The organism is Citrobacter sp. Cpo015 (genome assembly GCF_030333035.1).
Taxonomy (GTDB): Bacteria; Pseudomonadota; Gammaproteobacteria; order Enterobacterales; family Enterobacteriaceae; genus Citrobacter; species Citrobacter portucalensis.
On sequence record NZ_JAOWGS010000019.1, the window covers coordinates 830,966 to 856,554 of the forward strand.

General features: G+C 52.8%; 24 protein-coding genes. 16 read left to right on the forward strand and 8 right to left on the reverse strand.

The window, feature by feature from the left end; translation table 11 throughout:
* Position 1: 1 nt before the first annotated feature.
* Positions 2 to 853, reverse strand: a complete 852-nt coding sequence (gene ispE, locus OGY67_RS04050) for a 4-(cytidine 5'-diphospho)-2-C-methyl-D-erythritol kinase (RefSeq protein WP_218659191.1) — start codon at positions 851 to 853, stop codon at positions 2 to 4.
* The gene (lolB, locus tag OGY67_RS04055) at positions 850 to 1,473 is read right to left on the reverse strand and encodes a lipoprotein insertase outer membrane protein LolB (RefSeq protein WP_003833422.1); all 624 of its coding nucleotides are present in this window, start codon (positions 1,471 to 1,473) and stop codon (positions 850 to 852) included. The genes ispE and lolB overlap by 4 nt, the downstream gene beginning before the upstream one ends.
* A 211-nt stretch (positions 1,474 to 1,684) precedes the next feature.
* Here lolB and hemA point away from each other — a divergent pair, with 211 nt between their 5' ends.
* Genes hemA through kdsA form a run of 6 tightly spaced genes read left to right on the forward strand, consistent with a single transcriptional unit; the run spans position 1,685 to position 6,988 of the window.
* Positions 1,685 to 2,941 (forward strand): glutamyl-tRNA reductase, encoded by a 1,257-nt coding sequence (gene hemA / locus OGY67_RS04060; RefSeq protein WP_003833420.1) that lies wholly within the window; start codon positions 1,685 to 1,687, stop codon positions 2,939 to 2,941.
* 40 nt (positions 2,942 to 2,981) lie between these two features.
* Positions 2,982 to 4,064, forward strand: a complete 1,083-nt coding sequence (gene prfA / locus OGY67_RS04065) for a peptide chain release factor 1 (RefSeq protein ID WP_003020786.1) — start codon at positions 2,982 to 2,984, stop codon at positions 4,062 to 4,064.
* Complete coding sequence (gene prmC / locus OGY67_RS04070; RefSeq protein ID WP_071446250.1) at positions 4,064 to 4,897, forward strand: peptide chain release factor N(5)-glutamine methyltransferase; 834 nt, start codon at positions 4,064 to 4,066, stop codon at positions 4,895 to 4,897. The genes prfA and prmC overlap by 1 nt, the downstream gene beginning before the upstream one ends.
* Positions 4,894 to 5,286 (forward strand): invasion regulator SirB2, encoded by a 393-nt coding sequence (sirB2, locus tag OGY67_RS04075; protein ID WP_071446252.1) that lies wholly within the window; start codon positions 4,894 to 4,896, stop codon positions 5,284 to 5,286. Before prmC ends, sirB2 begins: the two co-directional genes overlap by 4 nt.
* Before the next feature lie 2 nt (positions 5,287 to 5,288).
* A complete protein-coding gene (gene sirB1, locus OGY67_RS04080; protein WP_003020775.1) occupies positions 5,289 to 6,098 on the forward strand; it encodes an invasion regulator SirB1 in 810 nt (269 codons plus the stop codon).
* 35 nt (positions 6,099 to 6,133) lie between these two features.
* The gene (gene kdsA / locus OGY67_RS04085) at positions 6,134 to 6,988 is read left to right on the forward strand and encodes a 3-deoxy-8-phosphooctulonate synthase (RefSeq protein ID WP_003020772.1); all 855 of its coding nucleotides are present in this window, start codon (positions 6,134 to 6,136) and stop codon (positions 6,986 to 6,988) included.
* A 67-nt stretch (positions 6,989 to 7,055) separates the two neighbouring features.
* Here the strand turns inward: kdsA and bdcA are convergent, their stop codons facing one another.
* Positions 7,056 to 7,769, reverse strand: a complete 714-nt coding sequence (bdcA, locus tag OGY67_RS04090; RefSeq protein WP_048216243.1) for an SDR family oxidoreductase — start codon at positions 7,767 to 7,769, stop codon at positions 7,056 to 7,058.
* A 72-nt stretch (positions 7,770 to 7,841) separates the two neighbouring features.
* Between bdcA and OGY67_RS04095 the strand changes: the two genes are divergently transcribed.
* Together OGY67_RS04095 and OGY67_RS04100 are read left to right on the forward strand one after the other, a co-directional pair.
* Positions 7,842 to 8,435, forward strand: a complete 594-nt coding sequence (locus OGY67_RS04095) for a TetR/AcrR family transcriptional regulator (RefSeq protein WP_267456436.1) — start codon at positions 7,842 to 7,844, stop codon at positions 8,433 to 8,435.
* A 121-nt stretch (positions 8,436 to 8,556) separates the two neighbouring features.
* Positions 8,557 to 8,853, forward strand: a complete 297-nt coding sequence (locus OGY67_RS04100) for an amidohydrolase family protein (RefSeq protein WP_234692175.1) — start codon at positions 8,557 to 8,559, stop codon at positions 8,851 to 8,853.
* Positions 8,854 to 8,907: 54 nt separating this feature from the next.
* Here the strand turns inward: OGY67_RS04100 and chaA are convergent, their stop codons facing one another.
* Positions 8,908 to 10,008: a sodium-potassium/proton antiporter ChaA gene (chaA, locus tag OGY67_RS04105; RefSeq protein ID WP_048216245.1), complete on the reverse strand. Its 1,101-nt coding sequence runs from the start codon at positions 10,006 to 10,008 to the stop codon at positions 8,908 to 8,910.
* A gap of 400 nt (positions 10,009 to 10,408) precedes the next feature.
* Between chaA and chaB the strand changes: the two genes are divergently transcribed.
* Both chaB and OGY67_RS04115 read left to right on the forward strand, forming a co-directional pair.
* Positions 10,409 to 10,639, forward strand: a complete 231-nt coding sequence (gene chaB, locus OGY67_RS04110; protein WP_174771496.1) for a putative cation transport regulator ChaB — start codon at positions 10,409 to 10,411, stop codon at positions 10,637 to 10,639.
* 196 nt (positions 10,640 to 10,835) lie between these two features.
* Positions 10,836 to 11,531: a gamma-glutamylcyclotransferase gene (locus OGY67_RS04115; RefSeq protein ID WP_174771497.1), complete on the forward strand. Its 696-nt coding sequence runs from the start codon at positions 10,836 to 10,838 to the stop codon at positions 11,529 to 11,531.
* Between the two features lie 54 nt (positions 11,532 to 11,585).
* On the opposite strand, the gene OGY67_RS04120 is transcribed toward OGY67_RS04115, so the two are convergent.
* On the reverse strand, positions 11,586 to 11,831 hold the full coding sequence (locus OGY67_RS04120) for a DUF1883 domain-containing protein (protein WP_038641131.1): 246 nt from the start codon (positions 11,829 to 11,831) through the stop codon (positions 11,586 to 11,588).
* Between the two features lie 261 nt (positions 11,832 to 12,092).
* Entirely contained in the window at positions 12,093 to 12,446 is a 354-nt protein-coding gene (locus tag OGY67_RS04125; RefSeq protein ID WP_048235258.1) for a DsrE/DsrF/TusD sulfur relay family protein, read from the reverse strand.
* A 218-nt stretch (positions 12,447 to 12,664) separates the two neighbouring features.
* Between OGY67_RS04125 and OGY67_RS04130 the strand changes: the two genes are divergently transcribed.
* Positions 12,665 to 14,050 (forward strand): YchO/YchP family invasin, encoded by a 1,386-nt coding sequence (locus OGY67_RS04130; RefSeq protein WP_267452320.1) that lies wholly within the window; start codon positions 12,665 to 12,667, stop codon positions 14,048 to 14,050.
* Positions 14,051 to 14,071: 21 nt separating this feature from the next.
* Here the strand turns inward: OGY67_RS04130 and narL are convergent, their stop codons facing one another.
* Positions 14,072 to 14,722 (reverse strand): two-component system response regulator NarL, encoded by a 651-nt coding sequence (narL, locus tag OGY67_RS04135; RefSeq protein ID WP_003833392.1) that lies wholly within the window; start codon positions 14,720 to 14,722, stop codon positions 14,072 to 14,074.
* Complete coding sequence (gene narX / locus OGY67_RS04140; protein ID WP_003833391.1) at positions 14,715 to 16,511, reverse strand: nitrate/nitrite two-component system sensor histidine kinase NarX; 1,797 nt, start codon at positions 16,509 to 16,511, stop codon at positions 14,715 to 14,717. Before narX ends, narL begins: the two co-directional genes overlap by 8 nt.
* 340 nt (positions 16,512 to 16,851) lie before the next feature.
* Here narX and OGY67_RS04145 point away from each other — a divergent pair, with 340 nt between their 5' ends.
* From OGY67_RS04145 to narI, 5 genes are all read left to right on the forward strand, one after another.
* Positions 16,852 to 18,243 carry a NarK family nitrate/nitrite MFS transporter gene (locus tag OGY67_RS04145; protein WP_003833390.1) on the forward strand — a complete coding sequence of 464 codons (1,392 nt, stop codon included), beginning with the start codon at positions 16,852 to 16,854 and terminating at the stop codon, positions 18,241 to 18,243.
* A gap of 396 nt (positions 18,244 to 18,639) precedes the next feature.
* Positions 18,640 to 22,383 (forward strand): nitrate reductase subunit alpha, encoded by a 3,744-nt coding sequence (locus OGY67_RS04150; protein ID WP_008784960.1) that lies wholly within the window; start codon positions 18,640 to 18,642, stop codon positions 22,381 to 22,383.
* Positions 22,380 to 23,918: a nitrate reductase subunit beta gene (gene narH / locus OGY67_RS04155; RefSeq protein WP_003833388.1), complete on the forward strand. Its 1,539-nt coding sequence runs from the start codon at positions 22,380 to 22,382 to the stop codon at positions 23,916 to 23,918. The genes OGY67_RS04150 and narH overlap by 4 nt, the downstream gene beginning before the upstream one ends.
* Positions 23,915 to 24,625, forward strand: a complete 711-nt coding sequence (gene narJ / locus OGY67_RS04160; RefSeq protein WP_008784959.1) for a nitrate reductase molybdenum cofactor assembly chaperone — start codon at positions 23,915 to 23,917, stop codon at positions 24,623 to 24,625. Before narH ends, narJ begins: the two co-directional genes overlap by 4 nt.
* The gene (gene narI, locus OGY67_RS04165; protein WP_286573543.1) at positions 24,625 to 25,302 is read left to right on the forward strand and encodes a respiratory nitrate reductase subunit gamma; all 678 of its coding nucleotides are present in this window, start codon (positions 24,625 to 24,627) and stop codon (positions 25,300 to 25,302) included. Before narJ ends, narI begins: the two co-directional genes overlap by 1 nt.
* The last annotated feature ends 287 nt before the right edge of the window (positions 25,303 to 25,589 follow it).

Sequence of the window (25,589 nt, forward strand, 5' to 3'; positions counted from 1 at the left end):
TTTAGAGTAACGCTCTGTGCAATGGGGAGAGGTTGACGCCTTTCGCCACAAAGCCTTTGAGCCATTCCGGGGCTTGCTCAAGCACCTGGCGAGCACGAGACTCAGTGTCAAATTCAGCAAAGACACAAGCCCCTGTACCAGTCAGGCGCGACGGCGCGTATTCTAACAGCCAGGAAAGCGCCGCATCAACCTCGCGAAAACGTTTTCTTGCGATAACCTCGCAATCATTGCCGAATTCACATTTTAGTAACGTTTTTATTGACCTTTTTGGCGTGTTGCGCGGGAGGTCGGGATCGTTAAAAATCACCGGTGTCGGAATACTGACTCCCGGATGAGCAACCAGATACCACTTTTCCTCAGGCTCGACCGGCGTCAGAATTTCGCCAACGCCTTCGGCAAAGGCCGCATGGCCGCGCACGAATACGGGAACATCCGCCCCCAGCGTTAAGCCGAGTGCCGCCAGTTCATCAACTGAAAGTCCGCACTGCCAGAGATGGTTCAGCGCCACCAGAACGGTTGCCGCATTAGACGAACCTCCGCCAAGACCGCCGCCCATCGGCAGGCGTTTGTCGATACTGATGTCCGCACCGCTCCCTTTGGGAAGGCGATTGTTTTCAGATGCCGCTTTCATCAGCAAACGTGCCGCACGGACGATCAGATTGTCTTCATGTGCAACGCCTTCCACTGGGGTTAACAGGTGAATTTCGCCGTCGCTACGCGGTGCAATATCTATCGTGTCGCCATAATCAAGAAACTGAAATAAGGTCTGCAGCGTGTGGTAACCGTCCGCACGCTGTCCGGTGATGTATAAAAACAAATTCAGTTTTGCTGGAGAGGGCCAATGGGTCATCATTTCACAATCCAGTTATCCATTTTCAGCTTAATACGCTGGGAGCCGTCGGACAGCTCCATGTTTGCTGGCATCGCTGGCTGGGTTTTGCTGTCGTAGGCGCTATAGACCACTTTCCAGTTTTTACCGTCTTTGCTGTAGTTCACTTCACTCAGACGATATTGGTCGTCGAGCTTATAATCGGTGGCGTCACCTGGCAGTCCAAGGATCCACTGGCGCAGGCTGTTTAATGGGATAGGCATGCCGGTCAGTTTGCCGATCATCTCTTCAGCGTCGTCGGCGGTGTAATGTTTGCCTTTGTTATCGACCAGTTCGACGTTGCCAGGCTGCGCATTAAGTTCCAGTTCCGTGCTGCCCAGTGGGTTGGTCAGCAGGAGACGATAGCGATCCTGACCGGTTTGCTGCCAGAAAAAGCGGGCATACACTTTCTGTTGATCGGAAATATAGGCAAACGCACCACGCGTCTGATACTGGTTCAGGGCGCGAACTTCCTGTTGGTGCTGGCGCCACTGCGGAGAATCGGGGCTTTTACCGGGACCTTTAGGCGCGTTGAGCGTACAGGCAGTAAGAACCAGGGCCGCCAGCGGCAGCAGGCGAATCAGGCGAAAATCAGGCAGGGTCATAATGATGACAAATCCTTGAGATACGTTGCAGTTATAACTCTTAATGCTAGCGCCGCCATCAGACATCGTCTACGTTCAAGTTATCTTAAATCGCTTAAATTTGTGCACTAAGCTATTACTCCAAAAGGGGTCAGTCTCTTTTATTGACCGCACGCATCCTGTATGATGCACCCAGTCTAACCTTATCAACGCTGGTACTATTCCCGCACACATGACCCTTTTAGCGCTTGGTATTAACCATAAAACGGCACCTGTATCGCTGCGAGAACGCGTAACGTTTTCGCCGGATACGCTCGATCAGGCGCTGGACAGCCTGCTCGCGCAGCCGATGGTGCAGGGCGGGGTAGTGCTGTCGACGTGTAACCGCACGGAGCTGTATCTCAGCGTTGAAGAGCAGGATAACCTGCAAGAAGCGCTGGTTCGCTGGCTGTGTGAATACCATAACCTCAATGAAGAAGATCTGCGCAACAGCTTGTACTGGCACCAGGACAACGACGCGGTCAGTCATTTGATGCGTGTTGCCAGCGGTCTGGATTCACTGGTGCTCGGTGAACCGCAAATTCTTGGGCAGGTGAAAAAAGCGTTTGCGGATTCGCAAAAAGGTCACCTGAACGCCAGTGCGCTGGAACGCATGTTCCAGAAATCATTCTCTGTCGCAAAACGTGTACGTACAGAAACTGACATCGGCGCCAGCGCCGTGTCGGTGGCGTTTGCCGCCTGTACCCTGGCGCGGCAGATATTTGAATCGCTCTCCACGGTAACCGTGCTGTTAGTCGGTGCGGGCGAAACCATTGAGCTGGTAGCGCGACATCTGCGCGAGCACAAAGTGAAGAAGATGATCATCGCCAACCGTACTCGCGAGCGTGCGCAGGTGCTGGCGGATGAAGTCGGCGCCGAGGTGATTTCACTGAGTGATATAGACGCGCGTTTACAGGATGCCGATATCATTATCAGTTCTACCGCCAGTCCGCTGCCGATTATCGGCAAAGGAATGGTGGAACGTGCGCTTAAAAACCGCCGCAATCAGCCTATGTTGCTGGTGGATATCGCCGTACCGCGCGATGTCGAGCCGGAAGTGGGTAAATTGTCTAACGCCTATCTGTACAGCGTTGATGACCTGCAAAGCATCATTTCGCATAACCTGGCCCAGCGCAAAGCGGCGGCGGTGGAAGCCGAAACGATAGTGGAGCAGGAAGCCAGCGAGTTTATGGCCTGGCTACGCGCCCAGGGCGCAAGCGACACTATCCGCGAGTATCGCAGTCAGTCAGAACAGATCCGTGATGAACTGACCGCCAAAGCGTTGGCCGCTCTTCAACAGGGCGGTGATGCGCAAGCCATTATGCAGGATCTGGCCTGGAAACTGACCAATCGCCTGATTCATGCACCAACCAAATCACTTCAACAGGCCGCCCGTGACGGGGATAGTGAACGCCTGAATATTCTGCGCGACAGCCTCGGGCTGGAGTAGCAGCACACCAATCTTATTTTTACAGGGTGCATTTACGCCTATGAAGCCTTCTATCGTTGCCAAACTGGAAGCCCTGCATGAACGCCATGAAGAAGTTCAGGCGCTGCTCGGTGATGCGGGTACTATCGCAGACCAGGATCGCTTTCGTGCGCTGTCGCGCGAATATGCGCAATTAAGCGATGTATCTCGCTGTTTTACGGACTGGCAACAGGTTCAGGAAGATATCGAGACGGCTCAGATGATGCTCGACGATCCTGAAATGCGTGAAATGGCGCAGGATGAACTGCGCGAGGCAAAAGAGAAATGTGAGCAGCTGGAACAGCATCTGCAGGTCCTGCTATTACCTAAAGATCCCGATGACGAACGTAACGCCTTCCTCGAAGTGCGCGCGGGAACCGGTGGTGATGAAGCGGCGCTGTTTGCCGGCGATCTGTTCCGCATGTACAGCCGTTACGCTGAATCGCGTCGCTGGCGGGTTGAGATCATGAGCGCCAGCGAAGGCGAGCATGGCGGGTTTAAAGAAGTCATTGCCAAGATTAGCGGCGAAGGCGTTTACGGGCGACTGAAGTTTGAGTCTGGCGGCCATCGCGTGCAGCGCGTACCTGCGACGGAATCGCAGGGGCGTATTCATACCTCGGCCTGTACGGTCGCGGTTATGCCGGAACTGCCGGATGCCGAACTGCCGGACATCAACCCGGCCGATCTGCGTATTGACACCTTCCGTTCATCAGGCGCGGGCGGTCAGCACGTTAACACCACCGACTCCGCAATCCGTATTACCCACTTACCGACCGGTATCGTAGTGGAATGCCAGGACGAACGTTCACAGCATAAAAACAAAGCTAAAGCGATGTCGGTGCTGGGGGCGCGAATTCGTGCCGCAGAAGTGGCAAGACGTCAACAGGCGGAAGCCTCTGAACGCCGCAACCTGTTGGGCAGTGGCGATCGCAGCGATCGTAACCGTACCTATAACTTCCCGCAGGGTCGTGTGACCGATCACCGCATTAACCTGACGCTCTACCGTCTGGATGAAGCGATGGAAGGCAAACTGGATATGCTCATTGAGCCGATTGTCCAGGAATACCAGGCCGATCAACTGGCGGCATTGTCCGAGCAGGATTAATGGATTATCAGCACTGGCTGCGTGAAGCGATAAGCCAATTACAGGCAAGCGAAAGCCCGCGCCGTGACGCCGAGATTTTACTCGAGTTCGTTACTGGCAAAGGGCGCACCTTTATTCTGGCTTTCGGCGAAACGGAGTTAACCGAGGCGCAGCGTCAACAGCTTGATACGCTACTGGAGCGGCGTCAGCGGGGAGAGCCGGTGGCACACTTAACCGGCGTGCGTGAGTTCTGGTCGCTGCCGCTGTTTGTGTCTCCAGCCACGCTTATTCCGCGTCCGGATACCGAGTGTCTGGTGGAGCAGGCGCTGGCTCGCCTGCCGGCCTCAGCGTGTCGTATTCTTGATTTGGGAACCGGCACGGGTGCCATTGCGTTGGCGCTGGCAACCGAGCGTCCGGATTGTGCAGTGACTGCCGTAGACCGCATGCCCGATGCCGTGGCACTGGCCATTCGCAACAAGCAGCAACTGGGCATCGACAATGTTTGCGTGCTGCAAAGTAACTGGTTCAGCGCATTGCAGGGACAGCAGTTTGACATGATTGTCAGCAATCCGCCGTATATCGACGAACAGGATCCGCACCTGGCGCAAGGCGACGTTCGCTTTGAACCGCTGTCGGCGCTGGTGGCGGGCGCTCAGGGGCTGGCGGATATCGTGCATATCATCGACCAGTCTCAGCGCATGTTAACACCCGGCGGCTATCTGTTGCTGGAACATGGTTGGCAGCAGGGCGAGGCCGTCCGTGATGCCTTTACTCGTGCGGGTTACGTGGCAGTTGAAACCTGTCGTGACTATGGCGGCAACGAGCGAATTACGCTTGGACGCATCCCATCATGAGTACCTTCGGTGTGTTACTCAACGTCCATCTCATCAGCATTGCGCTTTCGGTTGGTTTGCTGATCCTGCGATTTTGGTGGCGTTACACCGACTCGCGCCTTGCCTGCGCGCGCTGGACGCGCATCGTGCCGCCGGTTGTCGATACCGTTTTATTACTCAGCGGCGTAGCGTTAATGGTTAAAGCGCACATCCTGCCATTCACTGAGCACGGGACATGGCTGACTGAAAAGCTGTTTGGGGTTATCATTTACATCGTTTTGGGTTTTATTGCGCTCGATTATCGTCGGGCGCGCAGTCAGCAGGCGCGATTAATCGCTTTTCCGCTGGCGCTGGTGGTGCTGTACATCATCATTAAACTCGCCACCACAAAAATACCGTTACTGGGGTAAGCATGAGGTCGTTAGCTGATTTCGAATTTAATAAAGCGCCATTGTGTGATGGGATGATCCTGGCGTCGGAGTCTATCCGTCTGGATTTTCCAACACAAACTGTCTATGACGAACTGGAACGTCTGGTCAGTCTGGCGCAAGAAGAAATTAGCCAGCTCCTGTCTCAGGATGAGCAACTGGAAAAACTGCTGGCACTTTTTTACGGCGAATGGGGGTTTACGGATACCCACGGCGTCTATCGTCTTTCTGATGCACTATGGCTTGATCAGGTACTGAAAAATCGTCAGGGCAGCGCCGTATCCCTGGGTGCGATCTTATTGTGGATTGCCAACCGACTGGAGCTGCCGCTGGTGCCGGTGATTTTCCCGACACAACTCATCCTGCGTATTGAATCGCTCGATGGCGAAATGTGGCTAATCAATCCGTTCAATGGAGAAACGTTAAATGAGCACACGCTGGAAGTGTGGCTGAAGGGGAATATCAGCCCGGTCGCGGAGCTGTTTAACGAAGACCTGGATGAGGCGGATAATGCAGAAGTAATTCGTAAGCTGCTCGACACGCTGAAATCATCGCTGATGGAAGAGCGGCAAATGGAGCTGGCGCTGCGTGCCAGCGAAGCACTATTACAGTTTAATCCTGAAGATCCGTATGAAATACGCGATCGTGGATTAATTTACGCGCAACTGGAGTGTGAACATGTTGCGCTGACCGATTTAAGTTATTTCGTTGAACAGTGTCCGGAAGACCCGATCAGCGAAATGATTCGTGCGCAGATTAATACTATTTCGCACAAGCAAATTGTATTGCATTGATTAATGACACTTTACCTACCGTTTAAGGCGATCCTATGAAACAAAAAGTGGTTAGCATTGGCGACATCAACGTGGCAAATGACCTGCCGTTCGTGCTGTTTGGCGGAATGAACGTGCTGGAATCCCGCGATCTGGCGATGCGCATTTGTGAGCACTACGTAACCGTTACTCAAAAGCTGGGTATCCCTTACGTGTTCAAAGCCTCCTTTGATAAAGCCAACCGTTCTTCCATCCACTCTTACCGTGGACCGGGCCTTGAAGAAGGGATGAAAATCTTCCAGGAACTGAAGCAGACTTTTGGCGTAAAAGTGATCACCGACGTTCACGAAGCCAGCCAGGCTCAGCCTGTTGCTGACGTGGTGGATGTGATTCAGCTGCCGGCCTTCCTCGCTCGTCAGACCGATCTGGTGGAAGCGATGGCGAAAACCGGTGCCGTTATCAACGTGAAAAAACCGCAGTTCGTAAGCCCGGGCCAGATGGGCAATATCGTGGACAAATTCCATGAAGGCGGCAACGACAAAGTAATTCTTTGCGACCGTGGCGCGAACTTTGGTTATGACAATCTGGTTGTGGATATGCTGGGCTTCAGCGTGATGAAGAAAGTTTCTGGCAACTCGCCGGTGATTTTTGACGTTACCCATGCGCTGCAATGCCGTGACCCGTTTGGCGCAGCAAGCGGCGGTCGTCGTGCGCAGGTTACCGAACTGGCGCGCGCAGGTATGGCAGTAGGTCTGGCCGGTCTGTTTATTGAAGCGCATCCGGATCCAGCCAATGCGAAATGCGACGGTCCATCCGCGCTGCCGCTGGCGAAACTGGAACAGTTCCTGACCCAGATTAAAGCGATTGATGACCTGGTTAAAAGCTTCGACGAGCTGGATACTGAGAACTAAGAAAGTGTTGCAGTCCGGAGAGATATCTCTTCGGACTGCTGTTTGAGAAAAGTGTTAAGGGTGGGCGTCAGGCGCCAAACGCACCATCAATTGTATGCATTGCCCCCGTCACAAATCCAGCCTCAGGGCCTGCAAGCCAGGCAACCATTCCCGCAACTTCCTCTGGACGGCCATGTCGTTTTAGCGCCATAAAACTGTGCATCACCTCTTTCAGTGGGCCATCTTCCGGGTTGGCATCGGTATCAATAGGGCCTGGTTGAACCACGTTTACCGTAATGCCCCGCGGTCCAAAATCACGTGCCAGCCCCCGGGCCAGCCCTTGCAGCGCTGATTTGCTCACCGCATAAGAGGCCAGGCCAGCAAGAGGCATACGGTCGCCATTCACAGAACCAATAATGATAATGCGTCCGCCGTCAGGCATCTGTCGTGCCGCTTCCACGGCCGCATAGTATGGGGAGTGAATGTTAATCCGGAACAGGCGCTCCACGTCATCCGGATCCTGCTCCAGCGCATCACCAAACAGAATAATGCCTGCATTAACTACCAGCACGTCCAGCGGGCCGCTTTCGCGTACCCGGTTGATGACGGCGTTACGATCGGCGCTATCGGTTTGCGCTGTCTGGGTACCCGTCTCATCAGCAAGCGCTTTGGCAGCGTCAGGGGAGCCTGAATAGGTAAAGGTAACCGATGCGCCATCCGCGGCAAAACGGCGCACGATAGCCGCGCCAATCCCACGACTGCCGCCAAGAACCAGAACTGACTTGCCATTAAAAGAAGACATGAGGTACTCCTTGAACAATTATGTAGTGATCGATATATAATAGGTGCACAGTTTTCTGTCAATGGATTTGTAATGAACACTACAAAATGCACTCGAGCACCTGGACGCCCACGTAATTTTGATCCAGAAATGGCCGTTGCCAAAGTACAACCCTTGTTTCACGCACATGGCTATGACGCGGTTAGCGTGGCGGATGTCACCGCGGCGTTGTCGATCAAGCCCCCCAGTTTCTATGCTGCTTTTGGGAACAAAATCGGTCTTTATAAACGTGTTCTTGACCGCTACGTACAAACTGAGGCGATCCCTTTTGATGACATTCTTCGCCCCGACAAACCCGTTTCTGCATGTCTTACCGATCTGCTTGAAGAGGCGGCGCGACGTTATGCCGCAGATCCGCATGCGCTGGGATGTTTGGTCCTGGAGGGCACGCACAGTAACGATCCGCAGGCGCGGAAGGTCGCGCGGAATTTCTACTCGGCTGCCGAACATAAAATTCACGACTTTATCGCACAGCGGCATCCTAAAGAGGCTGACAGCCTGACTGATTACGTCAGTACCACAATGCTTGGCCTGTCGGGAAAAGCGCGTTGCGGGCATTCGTTCGAACGTCTGCTAGCCAGCGCGCGAATCGCCAGCGTAGCGGTGCGGCATCAGCTTTCCAGATGATCATCACATGATAAGGTAGATAAATATGATGAGGAAAATGGGAACTTAATCAGGCGGTGCCTCATATCAACCCGCATCAGAGCAGGGGGTTATCGTTGTAGGTGGTACGGATGCGACGCGAATTGGCGTTGCAGGAGTATGGCATGCCATTGAATATCATGTAACAGGTAAAACGCTCGACGGTTCGGTACGTCATGATACGTGCCAGTTAAGCCGAGAAGATGCATTAAAAATGTATACCCTCAATGCCGCCTGGATAGCTTTTGCAGAACAGCAGAGGGGAAGTTTGCAGGCAGGTAAGCTCGCCGATTTTGCGGTGCTTAATCAGGATATTATGGCTATTCCGGCAGACAAATTCCACCAAACGGAGTCGTTATTAACGTTTGTCGATGGTCAACAGGTTTATCCGGAGCTGTGAGCGGTAAAAGAAAACGGCCCTGAGAAGGGCCGTGGGTTCTATCAGAAAGACTAATCAGGCAAATATCGTCATCAGATAGGCGATAAACAGCGCCAGATGCGCCGCACCGTTAAGCACGTTGGTGCGTCCGGTGGAGAAAGAGATGTGGCACAGTACCAGTGATGAAACCATCACAATCATCTCTGGCGCGCCCAGCGCAAAGACCAAATCATTCCCGGTTGCCCATGCGATCAGAGTCACTACCGGAACGGTCAGTGAAATGGTGGCTAACACCGAACCGAAGAATAAATTCATCGCCCGCTGTACCTGATTACTCAGAACCGCTTTCAGCGCGCCGAGGCCTTCAGGAGAGAGGATCAGCAATGCGACCAGGAAACCGGTAAATGCCACTGGGGCATTCAGTTCAGTCAGCAATGTCTCCAGCGGGCTGGCGTTCATCTTGGTCACGGCAATAACGGCGATCAGATGAATGATAAGCCAGGCAGCGTGCCACAAATTGCTATGTGCTGACGGTTTACCGTGATGCGGGTCGTCGTCGTCACCCTCGTCTTCATGCTCGTAAATGAACAGACTCTGGTGCGTTTTAGTTTGTATCAGCAAAAATACGCCGTACATCGCCGCAGAAATTAATGCCACTAATAGCGCCTGCGCGGTAGTGAAATTTGCACCCGGTAAAGCCATCGGGAACACCAGTACAATAATGGCCAGCGGAAACAGGGCGATTAAATACTGCTTAATACCAAACAGATTCATATACTGAGTGGCAAATTTACGGCCACCTAACAGTAATGAAAAACCGACCAGGCCGCCGGTTACGATCATAATGATTGAATATAGCGTATCGCGCATGAGCGTAGGCGCTGCATCGCCGGTCGCCATTAATGCGGAGATTAAGCTGACTTCAAGAATAACAACGGACAGGCTGAGGATCAGCGACCCGTAGGGTTCGCCAAGTCGGTGTGCTAATACATCCGCATGACGGACAACACTGAATGCACTGCTTAATATACCAATAAGGGCCAGCGCATTAATGCCGATGACCACTGGTAGTGACTGACTGCTCCCCCATAAGAACAGTACTACCAGTGCCAAAATCGGGAAGACGAGAGAGGTCTCCTTGTGGCGGGTTTTTACCGCCTCATGTACGTGTGTCATTGAATTAATTCTCCGTCTCTGCAGGTATTTATACCCGTCATACTTCAAGTTGCTTATGCGTTGGCTACGCTCGCTCACCCCCGTCACATAGTTATCTATGTGACGGGGGATTCACTCCCTTGCCACCTTTAAGCAACTCGAATTATTTAGGGTATATAATTATAAAAAGTATTAAAGAATGTAAAAAATAACAGAAAACTTGGTTTTGTAGGTGACATTTTACGAAATTTTACTACATCGCTTATTTTTCCTCTCAAAGCGGTCAAAAACAAAGTTCTAGTTTATAGACTGTTTAATTAACAGAAGGTTAGATGAAGAAATTTTCTATAAATGCCCATTATTGGCGCATCACCGCATTGTTAACCACACTTAAGGTTTAGCCTAAAAAGAGGAGTTCACAATGCCATATAAATCCAAAAGCGATCTGCCTGAAAGCGTGCAGCATGTTCTGCCAGCCCATGCTCAGGACATCTACAAAGAAGCTTTCAACAGCGCCTGGGAACAATATAAAGATAAATCTGACCGCCGTGACGATGCTACCCGTGAAGAGACGGCACACAAGGTGGCGTGGGCCGCGGTCAAAAATGATTATCAAAAAGGTGATGATAATAAATGGCATAAAAAGGCGTAACAGTATCAATTATAATGCCTTTATGAACTAGCTTGCATCAGGCGTTAGCGAATCGTGCTACGCCGCGCCGTTGCTGGCTTGCAAGCGAGCGGTGAATTGCCTATTGTCCAGCTATTGGTTTCAAAATGAGCAGTAAAAAAGCCCGGAAGGCGTCAAAAAAGTTGTCGCAGGGAAGCAGCAGTGGCGGAGGTGTAAGGTGTTAACGCGTGATTTTTTATTGAATGCCGACTGTAAGACGGCATTTGGTGCTATTGAAGAATCACTACTCTGGTCAGCGGAACAACGGGCAGCCTCACTGGCCGCCACGCTTGCATGCCGACCAGATGATGGACCGGTGTGGATCTTCGGTTATGGATCGTTGATGTGGAACCCGGCCTTAGAATTTGAAGAGTCCTGTACCGGGACGTTAGTCGGCTGGCACCGTGCCTTTTGCCTGCGCCTGACGGCGGGGCGAGGAACGGCGTGCCAGCCAGGACGTATGCTGGCCCTGAAAGAGGGCGGACGCACCACCGGTGTGGCCTACCGTTTACCGGACGCGTCCCTGGAACAAGAGCTTTCACTGCTGTGGAAGCGAGAAATGATCACCGGCTGTTATCTGCCGACCTGGTGTCAGTTGGCGCTTGATGACAGCAGGACGGTGAACGCACTGGTCTTTATTATGGATCCGCGTCATCCGCTGTTTGAGTCAGACACGCGCGCGCAGGTGATTGCGCCGCTTATCGCCGCGGCGAGCGGACCTTTAGGCACCAACGCCCAGTATCTGTTCTCACTGGAACAAGAACTGGTGAAGCTGGGAATGCAGGATGATTGTCTTAACGATCTGGTGATCACGGTCAAACGATTGTTGGGAGAGAATCTGCCGGAAGGTGTTATGCGTCCAGGATTTGCCTAATATCGCCCGATGTTGTATGCCCGATAAGCCAGGTGCTTATCGGGCGTTTAACGCTTAGGCTGCAATAAAACTTATCGAATGCTCGAGCGACTGGCTATGGCTGTCGATCAGCACATTCCAGACGCCGGTATACGGTACGGTTAACCATGCGTTATCACGATCCTGCACGCTTAAGATGTCGGACTGCGTGTCTTTGACGTGATTTTTCTCGCTCATCAGGTGGATGTGGCAGCGCTCAGAACAGCGCACTACCACCGTATCGCCACCAAATAACTTTAAACTCGCCTTCACTAATGCCATTTTTCACCCCGTTCTTGAAAACAACGTACTTTCTCTCGAAAGTGCTGCGTGATGTTGTTCACATTTCACTCATTGCATAACACCAAAGGGGGGGCAACAGGATGCTGATTTTGATCAAAAAATGGCATAACGATTAAACAAAAGTGACAAAATCCCTCAAAAGGGTTGAAAGGGCGTGCTAACGTTCAACGAAACCGCGCCCATCTAAGATTAAATTCGGAAATTATCGACACTTTCAGTGAGCTTGCCTGAAGCGGTGTATCAGAAGGTTAATACTTTATCTGCAGCCAGCGTCCATTGAGCCAGTTCTACCAGCGTGCCGACGGCTACTCCGTCAATTAACGGAAGCGTCGTGATCCCGCGGCCATCGGTGCAGGTTTTACACAGTTTGACCGGCACATTTTGCGCCGTCAGGATCTCCAGCATTTGCTGAATATTATATCCTTCCGCAGGTTTTTGACCGCTAAGCCCCGCCGTTACCGCGTCCGACATTAAAAATAAACGTAGGTCGAGTTCCGCATCCTGTTCGCGCAGGGCGATGGCCAGACGCAGGCTGTTAAATAACGATTCGCTTCCATAGGCTGCACCGTTCGCGACGATCACTATCTTTTGCATTATTACTCCTGTTGTCAGATGGAAGGGATAATTCCTGGCGTGTATGTTACTCCCTGTTCCTGATGTGGGAAAGAAAGCATGGTTGCAGGAGTGGGTACCTCTAATTATCCATGTCAGAAAATCCCGAAAACGGGGATAAAGGCTGCAATTAACAGCCGAAGACGTTATGGTTTAGGTTAAGTGTGTCTAATTCATTGATGTAAGAAACAACTGACGATTTGAGCCGTAATATTTATTTTTCTCTCGCTGTATTCTCACTCTTGCCATTGGCAGGCGGTATTGCCAATGCACGGACATCTTTTATTCACCAGGCTGAAAACCCTTTCGATAACAATAGTGATGGCTTACCCGATCTCGGTATGGCGCCGGAGTCGCGGGCAGGCGAAAAGCACTTTGCCGAAATGGTCAAAGCGTTTGGTGAAGCCAGCATGACCGATAACGGGCTTGATACGGGTGAACAGGCGAAGCAGTTCGCATTTGGTCAGGTGCGTGACACGGTCAGCGAACAGGTTAATCAGCAACTGGAATCCTGGCTCTCTCCCTGGGGAAACGCCAGCGTTGGATTGCAGGTGGATAACGAAGGCAGCTTTACCGGAAGTCGGGGAAGCTGGTTTATCCCATGGCAGGACAATCAACGATATTTAACCTGGAGCCAGTTGGGGCTGACGCAACAGGACGAAGGTTTAGTCAGCAATGCGGGGATTGGGCAGCGCTGGGTACGCGACGGCTGGTTTCTGGGTTACAACACTTTCTATGACAACCTGTTGGATGAAAATCTGCCCCGGGGAGGCCTTGGCGCCGAGGCGTGGGGTGAATACTTGCGCTTATCTGCTAACTATTACCAACCGTTGTCCTCCTGGCAGGAGCGTTCCGCAACCCAGGAACAACGGATGGCCCGCGGCTACGACCTGACTGCGCAAATGCGCATGCCGTTCTATCAACACCTCAATACCAGCGTCAGCGTGGAACAGTATTTTGGCGACCGGGTGGATTTGTTTCATTCCGGAACCGGGTACCACAATCCTGTGGCGGTGAATCTGGGATTGAGCTATACGCCGGTGCCGTTGATTACCGTGACGGCACAACATAAGCAGGGGGAAAGCGGAGTCAGCCAGAATAACCTCGGCTTAACGCTGAATTACCGCTTTGGCGTGCCGCTAAAAAAACAGCTGATGGTCAGCGAGGTGGCAAACAGCCGATCGCTGCGCGGCAGTCGTTATGACGATCCGCAGCGTAACAATCTGCCGACGCTGGAATATCGCCAGCGTAAAACATTGTCGGTATTTTTAGCCACGCCGCCCTGGGATCTCAAGTCTGGTGAGACGGTGGCGCTGAAGCTGCAGGTGCGTAGTTTGCATGGGATCCACCATTTGACCTGGCAGGGTGATACTCAGGCGTTAAGTTTAACGGCGGGTAGCGATAACCGAAGTACGCAAGGTTGGACGATTATTATGCCGAAGTGGGACAGCAGCGAAGGCGCGACAAACCGCTGGCGGTTGTCTGTGGTGGTAGAAGATGAGCAGGGTCAGCGTGTCTCTTCCAATGAGATCACGCTATCACTGACCGAACCGTTTATTACCGTTTCGGAAAATGATCCTCGTTAGCAATGAAGCATCAACGCGTTATCAGAAAATGCGTTCCTGATGTACCCATACCGCGGCTTCGACGCGTGATTTGAGCTTCATTTTCTTCAACATATGCTTCACATGGACTTTTACCGTACTTTCAGTGATGTCCAGACGACGGGCGATCATCTTGTTCGGCAGCCCCTGGGCAATGAGCTTGAGAATGTCGCGCTCACGCGGTGTCAGTTGGGTGACATCACGGTCCGACGTTGCACGATTAGCACGCAGGCTGGCGGCCAGAACCGGCGTTAAGGCCTCACTCAGCACCATTTCACCGGCCGCTGACTGCTGTAAGGCTTTGAGTAAATCTTCAGGCTCCATATCTTTCAGCAGATAACCGTCAGCGCCGCGTTTCAGTGCGGTAACTACGTCTTCTTCATGATTGGATACGCTAAACACAACGATACGGCCCGACAGTGACTTTTCACGCAGCTTATCGAGAGTTTCCAGGCCGTTCATGCCGGGCATGTTGAGATCAAGCAGGATCAGATCGGGATCAAGGGATTCAGCCAGCTCGATACCCTGCTCACCATTGCTGGCTTCGCCGACAACGGTAATATCGGGCGCCATGCTGACAAGCTGTTTTACACCGGTTCGCAGCATCGGATGATCGTCGATCAACAGGATGGTTGCCGGTTCCAGATTACTCATGGGTATCTCCTTGGACTTCTGTGAAGTTTGTTTCGGGAATAAAAGTGACAGCAACTTCAGTACCGCCCGTCTCGCGACGGCGTACGCGGCAATCGCCGCGCAAGCTCTGCGCACGATCGCGCATTATAATCATGCCGTAGTGGTTACTGCGTTCGGCGTTTTCCGGTACGCCGCAGCCGTTATCTTGCACTGTTAGTTTGACCTGCTTGCCATTTTGCACCACCGTCACGACCACTTCATTGGCCTGAGAGTGTTTAAGTGCATTACTCAGGGCTTCGCGCGCAATTTGTAGCAGGTGAATCGCCTGATGCGAAGGGACCAGGCGCGGCGGTAGCTGATAATCCAGCTTAACCGTAAATCCAAAACGGGCGCTGTACTCCTGACAGCTGGCTTCCAGCGCCGGCCGTAATCCAGGTTCTGTGAGCTGTAAACGGAAGGTGGTTAACAGCTCACGCAGTTGTGCCCACGAAGCATTCAGCTCGTTACGAATCTGGCTGAGCAACTCGCGACAGTTATCTGAAAGCGCATCGCCCTGCATCTGCAAACAGCTAACCTGCATCTTCATACAAGAGAGCGATTGTGCAATAGAATCATGAAGTTCGCGTGCAATGGTGGCACGCTCTTCCATCACGATCAACTGCTGCTGACGCTCCTGATGTCTGTCGAGCGCGAGCGTTGCGGTCAGTTGCTCAACCAGGGTATCAACCAACTGCTGCTGATCGTGGCTGAGATGGCGTCCGTTCGGCAAGGTGGCGAGCAGAATACCATATTGGGTATGCGCATCGGTCAGCCGCCATTTCAATGTGATCCCGCCGTCAATCGCGGGCAGCGTTCCGCGAGGACACAGATGGCAACCTTTTTCATCACAGCTGGCGTTGGACTGACAGGTAAATTCCTGATGATTGTCTTCATCTTCCAGGTCGTAAACCCGGAGTTCAATATCATGCAGCAAGGTCAAATTTTGCAGACCGTTCAGTACCGGAGAGAGGCGTTCGCACAACGGCACCTGAGAGTGCAGGCGGCGGTTGGCTTGCCACAGAAAAGAAAGGATCTGATTTTTGTGCTCCAGTCCCGCCGTTTTTTCCTGCACCCGCTGTTCCAGCACGGCATAACTTTCGGCTAGTTCTTCCGACATATTATTCAGTGCCGAGCCCAGAGCGGCCATCTCATTACGCCCGCTGATACGCGCGCGTTGGGTAAAATCACGTTGGCTGACGGCTCGCGCCATCGCCAGCAGCTGCTTCCATGGCTCTAACAGGCGCACGCGCAGCCAGATAATGGTAAAAACCAGCAGCAATGCCATAAATATGGCCATCAGGCGATGCAGCAGGACGACGCGTTCAATGCGTAATTCGGTGGTATGGTCAAAGGCGGTAACCAGCTTATCCAGACCGCCTACAAAGCGCGTTACATCCTGCGCTACCGCATCAGGCGTTTGCGCATGCGCAAGCCCCGGCGCCAGTTCAGTGTGCCAGTAATCCTGTAGTGCTTTTAACTGCGCCTGTTGTCCGTCTCGCTTTGCGGCACGCGTCAACTCCGGGCTAAACGCCGTTTTCTCCATTTCATCCAGAAGCGGTTGATCGCTAGCGTCCAGCGGTACGGCTGCCAGCAGGCGATAACTCTGCATGCGCAGCGATCCCGCTTTGTTGATTGCATGGGCGCTACCCTGAACGCCCTGAACCAGCCAGCCGGAGACAGCCATACCAGCCACGCCGATGGCTGTGGACAATAAAACAATCAGCGCCACCTGGTTGACCAGCGTAAGCGGGGAGAGACAACGTTTAAACATGGTGACTTGTTCCTTCGGGTTTTCGTCGAACAGAAAACCTTATTGAATGACGATTCTGCTGCAGGCAGTGGCGTTATTCTCGGCGATACACTGGAGTATACCCATACCTCAAACGGGCTACCTCTTAATTGCCAGCGGAGGGAGAGATCCCAGGCGAGGGGGAGTAGGGGGCGACAGAAGCGTGAAAAACCACATCTTTTTTACCGAAGTTATGTACTCATTTAGGGTAATGATAAATTTTAGGCATGAATAATGACACCTTTTCCTTTGATTTATATCAACTTACCTCCAGCTGTAAACCCTAATGTTGCAGGCATCGAAACAAGTATCAGAGGTGTCTATGAGTCACTCATCTGCCCCGGAAAGGGCATCTGGAGCTGTAATTACCGAATGGCGGCCGGAAGATCCCGCCTTCTGGCAGCAGCGTGGTCAACGAATCGCCAGCCGTAACCTGTGGATTTCAGTCCCTTGCTTGCTGCTGGCGTTTTGCGTGTGGATGTTATTTAGCGCCGTGGCGGTGAACTTACCGAAAGTCGGTTTTGATTTCACCACTGAACAGCTGTTCATGCTGACGGCATTACCTTCGGTGTCCGGCGCGCTGCTGCGTGTTCCGTACTCCTTTATGGTTCCCCTGTTTGGTGGACGTCGCTGGACAGCGTTTAGCACCGGTATCCTGATCATTCCTTGTGTATGGTTAGGTTTTGCGGTGCAGGATACCTCCACGCCGTTTAGTACCTTTATTATTATCTCTCTGTTGTGCGGTTTCGCCGGTGCGAACTTTGCGTCCAGCATGGCAAACATCAGTTTCTTCTTTCCAAAACAGAAACAGGGTGGTGCGCTGGGTCTGAACGGTGGCCTGGGCAACATGGGCGTCAGCGTGATGCAGTTGGTTGCGCCGCTGGTGGTTTCACTGTCAATCTTTGCCGCATTTGGTAGCCACGGGGTTGAACAACCGGATGGTACGCAGCTGTATCTGGCAAACGCCGCATGGATTTGGGTACCGTTCCTTGCGGTGTTAACGCTGGCTGCATGGTTTGGTATGAATGAACTGGCAACCTCAAAAGCGTCGCTGAAAGAGCAATTGCCGGTGCTGAAACGTGGGCATCTGTGGATTATGAGCCTGCTGTATCTGGCAACCTTCGGTTCATTCATCGGTTTCTCTGCCGGTTTTGCCATGTTGTCAAAAACGCAGTTTCCTGAGGTACAGATCCTGCATTACGCCTTCTTTGGACCGTTGATTGGCGCGTTGGCTCGTTCAGCGGGTGGCGCAATCTCTGACCGTCTGGGCGGAACCCGTGTAACGCTGGTGAACTTTGTGCTGATGGCTATTTTCAGTGCCTTACTGTTCCTGACGCTGCCATCAAACGGCGTTGGCGGCAACTTTATCGCCTTCTTCGCGGTGTTCCTGGCATTGTTCCTGACGGCTGGTCTGGGGAGTGGTTCAACCTTCCAGATGATCTCCGTTATCTTCCGCAAGCTGACGATGGACAGAGTGAAAGCTGAAGGTGGTTCAGAAGAGAAAGCAATGCGCGAAGCAGCAACCGACACCGCGGCAGCGTTGGGCTTTATCTCAGCCATTGGTGCGATTGGCGGCTTCTTTATCCCGAAAGCATTTGGTACGTCTCTGGCGTTAACTGGTTCGCCGGTCGATGCGATGAAAGTCTTTCTGATCTTCTATGTCGCTTGTGTGGTCATCACCTGGGCGGTATACGGACGTCATTCTAAAAAGTAAAAAAGTAGTAGCAGTTGATTATCCATTGCGCGGTGTTAGACCGCGCTTTTTTTTTGCTCTAAATTAGTTACAACATACTTATATGTGAGCTCATGACGAAAGTCTGCGAAAACGGTGCTGGTAATATGCCTGGCAGGGGGGATACCCCTTAATACCCACTTATAAAGAATTTAACATTTGTATGATAAGTGATTTTAATAAAATCATTTAAATTCAATGTGTTGACTGTTTTATTAATATCCTACTAAGGGGGTATGTGAAAATCGACCCTCTGTTTTCATCCCTGCATGCCTTGATCGTTATCAATTCTCACGCCCTTTCAGAGCGTTACCTTCGCTCTCAATCAAGCAATGTCGATTTATCAGAGAGCCGTCAGGCTCCTACAGGAGAAAACCGATGAGTAAATTCCTGGACCGGTTTCGCTACTTCAAGCAGAAGGGCGAAACCTTTGCCGATGGGCATGGCCAGCTTCTCAATACCAACAGGGACTGGGAGGACGGATACCGCCAGCGTTGGCAGCATGACAAAATCGTGCGTTCAACCCACGGGGTAAACTGCACGGGCTCATGCAGCTGGAAAATCTATGTGAAAAATGGTCTGGTGACCTGGGAGACCCAGCAAACTGACTACCCACGCACGCGTCCAGATATGCCTAACCACGAGCCTCGCGGCTGCCCACGTGGTGCAAGCTATTCCTGGTATCTCTACAGCGCTAACCGTCTGAAATACCCGCTGATGCGCAAACGTCTGATGAAGATGTGGCGTGAAGCAAAAAGACTGCACAGCGATCCGGTAGACGCATGGGCATCCATCATCGAAGACGCCGACAAAGCAAAAAGCTTCAAACAAGCGCGTGGTCGTGGTGGATTTGTTCGTTCTTCCTGGCAGGAAGTGAATGAACTGATTGCTGCATCTAACGTTTACACCATCAAAACCTATGGCCCTGACCGCGTTGCAGGCTTCTCTCCGATCCCGGCGATGTCGATGGTTTCTTATGCTTCCGGCGCACGCTATATGTCGCTGATTGGCGGTACCTGCCTGAGCTTCTACGACTGGTACTGTGACCTGCCGCCGGCTTCCCCGCAAACCTGGGGCGAGCAAACCGACGTACCGGAATCTGCCGACTGGTATAACTCCAGCTACATTCTTGCATGGGGCTCTAACGTACCGCAGACCCGTACTCCGGATGCACACTTCTTTACTGAAGTTCGCTATAAAGGCACCAAAACGGTAGCGATTACTCCGGACTACGCAGAAATCGCCAAACTTTGCGACCTGTGGCTGGCACCGAAGCAGGGAACCGATGCTGCGATGGCAATGGCGATGGGCCATGTCATGCTGCGCGAGTTCCACCTCGATAACCCGAGCCAGTACTTCACCGACTACGTTCGTCGTTATACTGACATGCCAATGCTGGTGATGCTCGAAGAGCGTGACGGTTACTATGCTGCTGGTCGTATGCTGCGTGCGGCGGATCTGGTCGACTCTCTGGGCCAGGAAAATAACCCAGAATGGAAAACCGTCGCTATCAACAGCAACGGCGAAATGGTTGCGCCAAACGGTTCAATTGGTTTCCGTTGGGGCGAAAAGGGCAAATGGAACCTTGAGCAACGCGACGGTACGTCCGGTGATGAAACCGAACTGCAGCTCAGCCTGCTGGGTAGCCAGGACGATATCGCTGAAGTGGGCTTCCCGTACTTTGGCGGCGAAGGTACCGAGCACTTCAGTAAAGTAGAGCTGGAAAATATTCTGCTGCACAAACTGCCGGTTAAACGCCTGCAGTTGGCCGATGGCTCTACCGCGCTGGTGACCACCGTTTACGACCTGACCATGGCTAACTATGGCCTGGAACGTGGTCTGAACGACGAAAACTGCGCGACCAGCTACGATGACGTGAAAGCGTACACGCCGGCATGGGCAGAAAAAATCACTGGCGTATCACGTTCTCAGATCGTGCGCATTGCCCGTGAATTTGCGGATAACGCCGATAAAACACACGGTCGTTCGATGATCATCGTCGGTGCGGGCCTGAACCACTGGTACCACCTCGATATGAACTATCGTGGCCTGATCAATATGCTGGTGTTCTGCGGTTGTATCGGTCAGAGCGGCGGCGGTTGGGCCCACTACGTCGGCCAGGAAAAACTGCGTCCGCAAACCGGCTGGCAGCCGCTGGCGTTTGCTCTTGACTGGCAGCGTCCGCCTCGTCATATGAACAGCACTTCCTACTTCTATAACCACTCCAGCCAATGGCGCTATGAGACGGTTACTGCGCAGGAACTGCTTTCCCCGATGGCAGACAAATCCCGCTACAGCGGTCATTTGATTGATTTTAACGTTCGCGCTGAACGTATGGGCTGGTTGCCATCTGCGCCGCAGTTAGGGACTAACCCACTGCGTATCGCCGAAGAAGCGCAGAAAGCAGGTATGACGCCGGTGGATTACACCGTTAAATCCCTGAAAGAAGGTTCTATTCGCTTTGCGGCAGAGCAGCCGGAAAACGGTAAAAACCATCCGCGCAACCTGTTTATCTGGCGTTCTAACCTGCTCGGTTCTTCCGGTAAAGGCCACGAGTACATGCTCAAGTATCTGCTGGGTACTGAACATGGTATTCAGGGCAAAGATCTCGGCCAGCAGAGCGGCGTGAAGCCTGAAGAAGTGGAATGGCAGGATAACGGCCTGGACGGCAAACTGGATCTGGTTGTCACGCTGGACTTCCGTCTGTCGAGCACCTGTCTGTATTCCGACATCGTGTTGCCGACCGCAACCTGGTATGAAAAAGACGATATGAATACCTCGGACATGCATCCGTTTATTCATCCTCTGTCTGCGGCCGTTGACCCGGCCTGGGAATCGAAGAGCGACTGGGAAATCTACAAAGCCATCGCCAAGAAATTCTCTGAAGTTTGCGTGGGCCATCTCGGTAAAGAAACTGACGTCGTTACGCTGCCTATTCAGCACGACTCTGCCGCAGAACTGGCACAACCGCTGGACGTGAAGGACTGGAAAAAAGGTGAATGTGACCTGATTCCTGGTGTTACCGCGCCGCACATCATGACCGTTGAGCGTGATTATCCGGCAACATACGAGCGTTTCACCTCCATCGGCCCGCTGATGGAAAAAATCGGTAACGGCGGTAAAGGGATTGCCTGGAATACCCAGAGCGAAATGGATCTGCTGCGTAAGCTCAATTACACCAAGGCTGAAGGTCCGGCAAAAGGCCAGCCTTGGCTTAATACCGCAATTGATGCAGCCGAGATGATCCTGACGCTGGCGCCGGAAACTAACGGTCAGGTAGCCGTTAAAGCCTGGGCTGCGCTGAGTGAATTTACCGGTCGTGACCATACGCATCTGGCGCTGAATAAAGAAGACGAAAAAATTCGCTTCCGCGATATTCAGGCGCAGCCGCGCAAAATTATCTCCAGCCCGACCTGGTCAGGACTGGAAGATGAACACGTGTCTTATAACGCCGGCTATACCAACGTTCACGAGCTGATCCCATGGCGTACGCTGTCTGGTCGCCAGCAGTTGTATCAGGATCATCAGTGGATGCGTGACTTTGGTGAAAGTCTGCTGGTTTACCGTCCGCCAATCGACACCCGTTCGGTGAAAGCGGTGATTGGGGAGAAATCTAACGGTAACCCGGAAAAAGCGCTCAACTTCCTGACGCCGCACCAGAAATGGGGTATCCACTCCACTTACAGCGACAACTTGCTGATGCTGACGCTGTCACGCGGTGGCCCGATTGTGTGGATGAGCGAAGTCGATGCGAAGGATCTGGGAATCGAAGATAACGACTGGATCGAAGTCTTCAACAGCAACGGTGCGCTGACGGCACGTGCAGTTGTCAGCCAGCGTGTACCGGCCGGGATGACCATGATGTACCACGCGCAGGAACGTATCGTTAACCTGCCGGGTTCAGAAATCACCCAGCAGCGCGGTGGGATCCACAACTCGGTGACCCGTATTACGCCGAAACCGACCCATATGATCGGCGGCTATGCGCAGCTGGCCTACGGCTTTAACTACTACGGCACCGTCGGTTCAAACCGTGATGAGTTCGTAGTTGTACGTAAGATGAAGAACATTAACTGGTTGGATGGCGAAGGCAATGACCAGGTACAGGAGAGCGTAAAATGAAAATTCGTTCACAAGTCGGCATGGTGCTGAATCTCGATAAGTGCATCGGCTGCCACACCTGTTCAGTGACCTGTAAAAACGTCTGGACCAGCCGTGAAGGTATGGAGTACGCCTGGTTCAACAACGTCGAAAGTAAGCCTGGCGTTGGCTTCCCGAACGACTGGGAAAACCAGGAAAAATGGAAGGGCGGTTGGATCCGTAAAATCAACGGCAAACTGCAGCCGCGCATGGGTAACAAAGCGCTGCTGTTGGGTAAAATATTTGCTAACCCGCATCTGCCGGGCATGGATGATTACTACGAGCCGTTTGATTTTGACTACCAGACGTTGCATAACGCCCCGGCAGACAGCAAAGCGCAGCCGATTGCTCGTCCACGCTCGCTGATCACCGGTCAGCGAATGGATAAAATTACCAGCGGTCCGAACTGGGAAGAAATTCTGGGCGGCGAGTTCGAAAAACGCGCCAAAGATCAGAACTTCGAAAACATGCAGAAGGCGATGTACGGTCAGTTCGAAAACACCTTCATGATGTACCTGCCGCGTCTGTGTGAGCACTGCCTTAATCCGGCGTGTGTGGCGACCTGTCCGAGCGGCGCTATCTACAAGCGTGAAGAAGATGGCATCGTGCTGATCGACCAGGACAAGTGCCGCGGCTGGCGTATGTGTATCACCGGCTGCCCGTACAAGAAGATCTACTTCAACTGGAAGAGCGGGAAATCTGAGAAGTGCATTTTCTGCTACCCGCGTATCGAAGCTGGTCAGCCGACCGTTTGCTCCGAAACCTGTGTAGGTCGTATCCGTTATCTCGGCGTACTGCTGTATGACGCAGATGCGATCGAAAGTGCAGCAAGCACCGAGCACGAAAAAGATCTGTACCAGCGTCAGCTGGACGTGTTCCTCGATCCGAACGATCCGGCTGTTATTGAACAGGCGCTGAAAGATGGTATTCCGCTGAGCGTCATTGATGCCGCACAGCAGTCTCCGGTTTACAAAATGGCGATGGACTGGAAGCTGGCGCTGCCGCTGCATCCGGAATACCGCACACTGCCGATGGTCTGGTACGTGCCGCCATTGTCACCGATTCAGTCAGCTGCTGATGCGGGCGAGCTGGGCAGCAACGGTATTCTGCCGGATGTTGACAGCCTGCGTATTCCGGTTCAGTACCTGGCGAACCTGCTGACTGCAGGTGACACCCAGCCGGTACTGTTGGCGCTGAAACGTATGCTAGCGATGCGTCACTACAAACGTGCGGAAACTGTTGACGGCAAAGTTGATACCCGTGCGCTGGAAGAGGTGGGCTTAAGCGAAGCGCAGGCACAGGAAATGTATCGTTACCTGGCGATCGCAAACTACGAAGATCGTTTCGTTGTACCGAGCAGCCATCGTGAACTGGCACGTGACGCGTTCCCGGAGAAAAGCGGTTGTGGCTTTACCTTCGGCGACGGTTGCCACGGTTCTGATACTAAATTCAATCTGTTCAACAGCCGCCGCATCGACGCTGTCGATGTGACCAGCAAAACGGAGCCGCACCAATGATTGAACTCGTCATTGTTTCGCGTCTGCTCGAGTACCCGGATGCTGCCTTGTGGCAGCATCAGCAGGAACTTTTCGATGCACTCGCGTCATCTGAGAACCTGGATAAAGAGGATGCCCAGACTCTGGGCGTTTTCCTGCGCGATCTAACCGCGCAGGACATGCTGGATGTGCAGGCCGCCTACAGCGAACTGTTTGACCGTGGCCGCGCGACATCGCTGCTGCTGTTTGAACATGTTCACGGTGAATCCCGCGATCGCGGTCAGGCTATGGTTGACCTGATGGCACAGTATGAGCAGCACGGTTTACAGCTCGACAGCCGCGAACTTCCCGATCATCTGCCGCTGTATCTGGAATACCTTGCGCAACTGCCGAAAAGCGAAGCACTAGGTGGCTTACAGGATATTGCGCCGATTCTGGCGCTGCTTAGCGCTCGTTTGCAACAGCGTGAAAGCCGTTATGCGGTGCTGTTCGATTTGCTGTTAAAACTGGCGAATACCGTTATCGACAGCGATAAAGTGGCTGAAAAAATTGCGGATGAAGCCCGTGACGATACTCCACAAGCGCTGGATGCGGTCTGGGAAGAAGAGCAGGTGAAATTCTTCGCCGATCAGGGGTGTGGCGAGTCGGAAATCTCCGCTCACCAGCGTCGTTTTGCCGGGGCCGTTGCGCCGCAGTATCTGAATATCACCACCGGAGGACAGCAATAATGCACTTCCTGAATACGTTCTTCTTTGACATCTATCCGTACATCGCGGGTTCTGTCTTTCTGATCGGCAGCTGGCTGCGTTATGACTATGGGCAATATACATGGCGTGCAGCTTCCAGTCAGATGCTGGATCGCAAAGGGATGAACCTGGCGTCAAACCTGTTTCACATCGGGATCCTGGGTATCTTTGCTGGGCACGTCCTTGGCATGTTGACGCCGCACTGGATGTATGAAGCCTGGCTACCGCTTGAAGTGAAACAAAAGATGGCAATGTTTGCGGGCGGTGCCAGTGGCCTGATGTGTCTGATTGGTGGTGTACTGCTGCTGAAACGTCGTCTGTTCAGCCCGCGCGTGCGGGCCACCACCACCGGGGCGGATATTCTGATCCTCTCACTGCTGGTGATCCAGTGTGCGCTGGGCCTGCTGACCATTCCGTTTTCCGCCCAGCATATGGACGGTAGCGAGATGATGAAGCTGGTGAACTGGGCGCAGACAGTGGTGACCTTCCAGGGCGGAGCGTCTCAATATCTCGATGGTGTTGCGTTCATTTTCCGTATGCACCTGGTGCTGGGTATGACGCTATTCCTGTTGTTCCCATTCTCTCGTCTGGTACACATCTGGAGCGTCCCGGTCGAATATCTGACACGCAAATACCAGATTGTTCGCGCGCGTCACTAATCGTATATTTGAGAATGACAAAACCCTGCTTCGGCGGGGTTTTTTTATGCCTGTTTGCCGGATGGCGGCGCAAGCGCCTTATCCGGCCTACGAAGGTATCAGCGAGCGCTGTAGGCCTGATAAGTGCAACGCATCAGACGAATAGCGGGCACGTATCGAGTTCGTAGGCCTGATAAGCGCAGCGCAGCAGACAAATTACGGGCACATGTCGAGTTAGTAGGCCTGATAAGCGCAGCGCAGCAGACAAATTACGGGCACATGTCGAGTTAGTAGGCCTGATAAGCATA

Bases quoted from the DNA above. Each gene is read 5' to 3' on its own strand.
- ispE (WP_218659191.1), bottom strand. From the start codon at position 853: ATGATGACCCATTGGCCCTCTCCAGCAAAACTGAATTTGTTTTTATAC.
- lolB (WP_003833422.1), bottom strand. From the start codon at position 1,473: ATGACCCTGCCTGATTTTCGCCTGATTCGCCTGCTGCCGCTGGCGGCC.
- hemA (WP_003833420.1), top strand. From the start codon at position 1,685: ATGACCCTTTTAGCGCTTGGTATTAACCATAAAACGGCACCTGTATCG.
- prfA (WP_003020786.1), top strand. From the start codon at position 2,982: ATGAAGCCTTCTATCGTTGCCAAACTGGAAGCCCTGCATGAACGCCAT.
- prmC (WP_071446250.1), top strand. From the start codon at position 4,064: ATGGATTATCAGCACTGGCTGCGTGAAGCGATAAGCCAATTACAGGCA.
- sirB2 (WP_071446252.1), top strand. From the start codon at position 4,894: ATGAGTACCTTCGGTGTGTTACTCAACGTCCATCTCATCAGCATTGCG.
- sirB1 (WP_003020775.1), top strand. From the start codon at position 5,289: ATGAGGTCGTTAGCTGATTTCGAATTTAATAAAGCGCCATTGTGTGAT.
- kdsA (WP_003020772.1), top strand. From the start codon at position 6,134: ATGAAACAAAAAGTGGTTAGCATTGGCGACATCAACGTGGCAAATGAC.
- bdcA (WP_048216243.1), bottom strand. From the start codon at position 7,769: ATGTCTTCTTTTAATGGCAAGTCAGTTCTGGTTCTTGGCGGCAGTCGT.
- OGY67_RS04095 (WP_267456436.1), top strand. From the start codon at position 7,842: ATGAACACTACAAAATGCACTCGAGCACCTGGACGCCCACGTAATTTT.
- chaA (WP_048216245.1), bottom strand. From the start codon at position 10,008: ATGACACACGTACATGAGGCGGTAAAAACCCGCCACAAGGAGACCTCT.
- chaB (WP_174771496.1), top strand. From the start codon at position 10,409: ATGCCATATAAATCCAAAAGCGATCTGCCTGAAAGCGTGCAGCATGTT.
- OGY67_RS04120 (WP_038641131.1), bottom strand. From the start codon at position 11,831: ATGGCATTAGTGAAGGCGAGTTTAAAGTTATTTGGTGGCGATACGGTG.
- OGY67_RS04125 (WP_048235258.1), bottom strand. From the start codon at position 12,446: ATGCAAAAGATAGTGATCGTCGCGAACGGTGCAGCCTATGGAAGCGAA.
- narL (WP_003833392.1), bottom strand. From the start codon at position 14,722: ATGAGTAATCTGGAACCGGCAACCATCCTGTTGATCGACGATCATCCG.
- narX (WP_003833391.1), bottom strand. From the start codon at position 16,511: ATGTTTAAACGTTGTCTCTCCCCGCTTACGCTGGTCAACCAGGTGGCG.
- OGY67_RS04145 (WP_003833390.1), top strand. From the start codon at position 16,852: ATGAGTCACTCATCTGCCCCGGAAAGGGCATCTGGAGCTGTAATTACC.
- OGY67_RS04150 (WP_008784960.1), top strand. From the start codon at position 18,640: ATGAGTAAATTCCTGGACCGGTTTCGCTACTTCAAGCAGAAGGGCGAA.
- narH (WP_003833388.1), top strand. From the start codon at position 22,380: ATGAAAATTCGTTCACAAGTCGGCATGGTGCTGAATCTCGATAAGTGC.
- narJ (WP_008784959.1), top strand. From the start codon at position 23,915: ATGATTGAACTCGTCATTGTTTCGCGTCTGCTCGAGTACCCGGATGCT.
- narI (WP_286573543.1), top strand. From the start codon at position 24,625: ATGCACTTCCTGAATACGTTCTTCTTTGACATCTATCCGTACATCGCG.